This window comes from Actinoalloteichus spitiensis RMV-1378, assembly GCF_000239155.1.
Lineage (GTDB): Bacteria > Actinomycetota > Actinomycetes > Mycobacteriales > Pseudonocardiaceae > Actinoalloteichus_B > Actinoalloteichus_B spitiensis.
Genome location: NZ_AGVX02000386.1, coordinates 1 through 5,733, shown reverse-complemented (window position 1 = coordinate 5,733; position 5,733 = coordinate 1). Strand labels below are relative to the sequence as shown.

The 5,733-nt window shown below is 70.8% G+C and carries 4 protein-coding genes; 1 reads left to right on the top strand and 3 read right to left on the bottom strand.

Annotated features, from left to right (window positions below; genetic code table 11):
• The 3 genes from ACTIDRAF_RS29390 to dnaK all read right to left on the bottom strand — a co-directional run.
• On the bottom strand, positions 1 to 287 hold a 287-nt coding region (locus ACTIDRAF_RS29390), incomplete at its 3' end, for a DnaJ domain-containing protein (protein ID WP_039787775.1).
• Between the two features lie 18 nt (positions 288 to 305).
• Positions 306 to 1,079, bottom strand: a complete 774-nt coding sequence (gene grpE, locus ACTIDRAF_RS0216905; RefSeq protein WP_016699906.1) for a nucleotide exchange factor GrpE — start codon at positions 1,077 to 1,079, stop codon at positions 306 to 308.
• Positions 1,076 to 2,947, bottom strand: a complete 1,872-nt coding sequence (dnaK, locus tag ACTIDRAF_RS0216900; RefSeq protein ID WP_016699905.1) for a molecular chaperone DnaK — start codon at positions 2,945 to 2,947, stop codon at positions 1,076 to 1,078. The genes grpE and dnaK overlap by 4 nt, the downstream gene beginning before the upstream one ends.
• 683 nt (positions 2,948 to 3,630) lie before the next feature.
• Between dnaK and ACTIDRAF_RS0216895 the strand changes: the two genes are divergently transcribed.
• Positions 3,631 to 5,718: a S1 family peptidase gene (locus ACTIDRAF_RS0216895; RefSeq protein ID WP_016699903.1), complete on the top strand. Its 2,088-nt coding sequence runs from the start codon at positions 3,631 to 3,633 to the stop codon at positions 5,716 to 5,718.
• Positions 5,719 to 5,733: the final 15 nt, after the last annotated feature.

Below are 5,733 nucleotides of genomic sequence, written 5' to 3'. Positions count from 1 at the left end.
CTGCCCGAGCCGAAACCGTCGAAGCCGCCACCGCCCCGGAACCCGCCCGACCCGAACAGCCGACGGGCCTCGTCGTACTGCTTCCGCTTGGAGGCGTCGGAGAGCACCCCGTAGGCCTCGGACACCGCCTTGAAGCGGGTCTCGGCCTTGGTGTCACCGGGGTTGGCGTCGGGGTGCAGGTCCCGGGCCAGCTTCCGGTACGACTTCTTGATCTCGTCGGCCGACGCGTCAGGAGGGACGCCCAGCTCCGCGTAGAAGTCCTTCTCGATCCAGTCCCTCGAACTCACCGAACGCCCCTCCCTTCCTCACGCGTCCCGCTCGGCCTGGTCACCGCTGGACGAGCCCTCGTCGGCCACCGGAGTGGGGGTACCGGACGGGTCGTGGTCGGTCACACCGACCAGCGGTGCCCGCAGCACCCGGTCCCCGAACCGGTAACCGCGACGCAGCACGGTCGTCACCGTCGGCTCGCTGACGTCGGGCGAGGTGTCGTGCTGCACCGCCTCGTGCACCGACGGGTCGAAGGGGTCACCCTCCGCGCCGTACGGCTCCAGGCCGGCCTTGGTGAGCGTCTCCACGACCTTGTCGCCCACGGCCTTGAAGGGACCGGTGAGGTCACCGTGGGCCGCGGCCCGCTCGAGGTCGTCGAGCACGACCAGCAGGTCGCTGGCCAGCGCGGCCTTGGCCGCGTTGACCGTGGCCTCCCGGTCGCGCTCCACCCGGCGCCGGTAGTTGGCGTACTCGGCGCTGAGGCGCTGGAGGTCGGCCGTCCGCTCGGCCAGCTGCTGCTCCAGCTCGCTGGGAGCGGCGGCCTCGGCCTCCACGGCAGACGCCTCCGCCGGGGGCGCCTCCGCCGGGGGCGCCTCCACGGCGTCCGCCTCGACGACCACCGGCTCGTCCTCCTGGGTCGTGGGCGACTCCTCGGAGGACGGCTCGGCGCGGTGCCGGCCGCCGTTGTTCTCGGCGTCCGGGTCGCGCGCCTCACCGGTCTCGGGGTCGATGCGGCGGCGGTCGCGGATCACGACCCTGGGCTGCTCGTCCCCGTTCTCCCGATCGGGAAGTTCCTGCCCCTGCGCACTCACTTCTTGTCGTCCTCGTCCACGATCTCGGCGTCCACGACGTCGTCCTTGGCGCCGGCGCCACCAGCACCCGAGGTACCGGCGCCGGCGGTTCCGGCCTCACCCTGGCCCGCGTCCCCCGGCGTCGCCCCGGTGTTGGCGTACAGGGCCTGGCCCAGCGCCTGGGACTCGGTGGCCAGCTTCTCCACCGCCGTCTTGATGGCGGCGAGGTCCTCGCCCTTGAGCGCGGTGTTGGCCTCGTCGATGGCGGCCCGCACCTTCTCCTTGACGTCGGCCGGCAGCTTCTCGTCGTTCTCCTTGAGGACCTTCTCGGTCTGGTAGACGAGGCTCTCCGCCTGGTTGCGGGTCTCGGCCTCCTCCCGCCGCTGCTTGTCCTCCTGCGCGTGCTGCTCGGCGTCGCGCATCATGCGGTCGATCTCGTCCTTCGGCAGCGCGGAGCCGCCGCTGATCGTCATCGACTGCTCCTTGCCCGTGCCGAGGTCCTTCGCGTTGACGTGCACGATGCCGTTGGCGTCGATGTCGAAGCTGACCTCGATCTGCGGGACGCCGCGCGGTGCCGGCGGGAGGCCCGTCAGTTCGAAGACACCCAGCTTCTTGTTGTACGCCGCGATCTCACGCTCGCCCTGGAAGACCTGGATCTGCACCGAGGGCTGGTTGTCGTCGGCGGTGGAGAAGATCTCCGAGCGCTTGGTGGGGATGGTGGTGTTGCGCTCGATGAGCTTGGTCATCACGCCGCCCTTGGTCTCGATGCCCAGGGAGAGCGGGGTGACGTCGAGCAGCAGCACGTCCTTGACCTCGCCGCGCAGCACGCCGGCCTGGAGCGAGGCGCCGACCGCGACGACCTCGTCCGGGTTGACGCCCTTGTTCGGCTCCCGGCCACCGGTCAGTTCCTTGACCAGCTCGGCGACGGCGGGCATCCGGGTGGAGCCGCCCACCAGGACGACGTGGTCGATGTCGGCCACGCTGATGCCGGCGTCGCGGATGACGTTGTTGAACGGCGTCTTGGTGCGCTCCAGCAGGTCGGAGCTGATGCGCTGGAACTCGGCCCTGGACAGGGTCTCGTCGAGGAACAGCGGGTTCTTGTCCGCGTCGACGGTGATGTAGGGCAGGTTGATGCTGGCGGTGGAGGAGGAGGACAGCTCGATCTTGGCCTTCTCCGCGGCCTCCCGGATCCGCTGCATCGCCATCTTGTCCTTGCTCAGGTCGATGCCCTGGCCGGACTTGAAGCGCTCGACCAGCCAGTCGACGATGCGCTGGTCCCAGTCGTCACCGCCGAGGTGGTTGTCGCCGGAGGTGGCGCGGACCTCGACGACGCCGTCACCGATCTCCAGCAGCGAGACGTCGAAGGTGCCGCCACCGAGGTCGAAGACCAGGATGGTCTGTTCCTTCTCGCCCTTGTCGAGGCCGTAGGCGAGCGCGGCCGCCGTCGGCTCGTTGACGATCCGCAGGACGTTCAGACCCGCGATCTGGCCGGCCTCCTTGGTGGCCTGCCGCTGCGCGTCCTCGAAGTAGGCCGGGACGGTGATCACCGCGTCGGTGACCTCCTCGCCGAGGTACGCCTCGGCGTCCCGCTTGAGCTTCTGCAGCGTCCGCGCGCTGATCTCCTGCGAGGTGTACTTCTTGCCGTCGATCTCGGTGGCCCAGTCGGTGCCCATGTGGCGCTTGACGGACCGGATCGTCCGGTCGACGTTGGTGACGGCCTGGTTCTTGGCCGACTGCCCGACGAGCACCTCGCCGTTGCGGGCGAAGGCCACCACGGACGGCGTCGTGCGCGCACCCTCCGAGTTCGCGATGACCGTCGGCTCACCGCCTTCGAGTACGGCGACCACCGAGTTGGTTGTCCCCAGGTCGATACCGACCGCACGCGACATCGAAGAACCTCCTGCTGCGTTGCTGTGCGTTGAGTGGAACGGGCTCAAGTCTGCGCTCACCCGGTCGACGGAGTCAACCAGCCCTTGAGCGCCCCGCGCTCAACCTTTCTGCCACGCCCAACGTGCTGCCGGCGCCTCGTGTTCCCCGCGAGGACTACTTCTTCCGTTCCTCCTGGTCAGGGGGCCGGCTGCCGGGTGGTGCCCGGTGCGGGCCGGGGTCGCGCGCGGGCCGGGTGCCGCCCGCGGGTGCCGCCCGCGGCGTCGCGGGGTCGTTCCCGTGCCGTCGGAGCCGTCGCGGGCGCGGGACGTGCGTCCGCGACGGTCCCGCGCGCAGCCGGGGGTCGCGCCGGGTGCCGGCGTCCGCGGCCTCCTTTCGGTCATCCGTCACTTCCTCTCACTCTTCGGGAGATCACGCACACGTGATCAAGGTGACGGGAACGGCATTTACTCACCCATTACCCGAATGCCGATCACGGGCGCCACCTCGGCAGGTGTGCGAGCGGTGGCATCGACATCACCGCAGGTAGGTAACGAACCGGCCAACTTTGTGCACTATTTCACGAAGATCAGGTCGTGCCTTCTCCCCTGCTGACTACGGTCCCCCTAGCACCCGAAAGAGTGAGATCCTTTTCCACTCGAAGGTGTGAATTACTGGGGGCTGGGGTACGTAGGGAAGGACTTTCATGACCAAGGCGAGTCCCAGGCGGGGACTGCTCACGGCGGTGCTCGCCGCCGGCCTGGTGGCCGCGGGTTCGGCCCTGGGCGCCACCACCGCCGCCGCGCAGGCGGAGGAGGAGCCAACCGGCGAGACCCTGCTCGAGGTCGCGGCCGAGGCGCTGCCCACCGAGATGCGGATCGCCGTCCAACGCGACCTCGGCATCAACGCCGAGGTGTACGCGGAGCGGGCCACGGCGGCGGGGAACGCGTCCCTCACCAGCGAGGACCTGGAGGCCGAGCTCGGCGCCAGCTTCGGTGGTTCCTGGTTCGACAAGGACAGCAGAACCCTGCACGTGAACGTGACCGACGAGTCCGCTGCCGAGGTCGTCCGCGAGGCGGGCGCCCAGGCGCACGTCGGTGGACCGAGCAGGCAGCGGCTGGAGGCCGCCGGCGACCAGCTGGCCTCCTGGGTGCGCGGGCTGCCCGAGGCCCAGCGCGACCTCGTCCGTGGGATCGCCGTGAGCAACCGCGAACGCGGCCTCGTCCTCACCGTGTCCGGTGAGGAGGGTGCCGGCGTCGCCGCCGGTCGCCCCGACGTGGGCGTCGAGGTGGACGTCGAGAAGCAGGGTGGCCAGCCGAGGCTGGTCGACATCCAGGGCGGCGACGGCTACGTGGCCGGCCGGGACGGCGCGAGCCGACCCAGCGACCTGTACAACCTCTGCTCCTTCGGGTTCGCCGCCTACGACTCCGCGTTGAACCCGCTCTTCCTCACGGCTGGCCACTGCCTGGCGCGGGAGGGCTTCGACTCCGTCTACCGCGAGCCCGCCGGAGGCCTCACCTTCCCGGTGGAGAAGATCGGCACCTTCCAGGAGGTGGCGTTCGGCAACGGCTCCGACGACTACGCGACCATCGCGCCGAGCGACGCGCTCTCGACCTCGGTCAACACCTGGGACGGCTCGGCGCGGGCGATCACCGGTGTGGTCGCCCCGCTGGAGGGCATGGAGGTCTGCAAGTCGGGCCGCACCACCGGTTTCACCTGCGGTGAGGTCACCGTGGCCGACACGAACTGGGAGTTCCCCGACGGCGGTGAGATCGTCAGCGTCGATGGTTTCGAGTTCAACGCCTGCGTCGAGGGCGGCGACAGCGGCGGCGCGATCGTCGCCGGCACCCTCGCCGTCGGCATGAGCTCCGCCGCGTACTACGACTACGACCAGTACGGCAACGAGACCTGCCACCCGCAGAGCTCCAGCCCCGAGTTCAGCGAGCCCCGCGCGTTGGGCGTCTCGCTGGTCAGCGACGTGCTGCCCAAGCTCGACGACGTCCACGTGCTGACCGAGCTGGACGCGCCGGCGGTCACCTCGCCCGAGGACGGCGCCAGCGTGGGCGAGGCCCGGCCGACCATCACCGGTGAGGCGGCGCCGCACGCCACCGTCTCGGTGGACCTGGCCGGAACGCCCGCCACCGTGACGGCGGACGCCGGGGGAGCCTGGTCCTTCCAGCCCGAGGGAGACCTCGGGTACGGCGAGTACACCGTGACCGTCGCGCAGTCGCTGACGGTGGGAGGTACCACCGTCAGCTCCGACGAGGGCACCTCCCGCTTCGTGGTCGCGCCCACCGCTCCCACGATCACCGAGCCCACCGACGGCTCGGAGACCGAGGAACGGCGCCCGGTGATCCGGGGGACCGCCATCGCCGAGGCCACCGTGCGGGTGACCGTCGACGAGCGGGACGCCGTCGAGGTGACGGCCGACGCGGAGGGGAACTGGCAGGTCGAGCTCGACGCCGATCTCTCCCTGGGCGACCACACGGTGCGCGCCCTCCAGGTCGTCGACGGCTTGGAGTCGGCTGAGGCGTCCGCCTCCTTCCGCGTGCTCGGAGGCGGTGGCGAGAGCACCCCGCCGACCACCACCCCGCCTCCGTCCGGAGGTGGCACCGGCGGTGGCGACGAGGACGGCGCGGGTAGCGGCGGCGGTGGCGGCGGGGACGACCTGGCCGACACCGGTCTCGGTCTCCTGGTGCCGATGCTCGTCGTCGGCGGGGTGGCCCTCGCGGGAGGTACCGCCCTCGTGCTGAGGTTCCGCCGCCGTGGCGCGGAGGGCGGCGAGACGGCCTGATCCGCCCCTGACCCC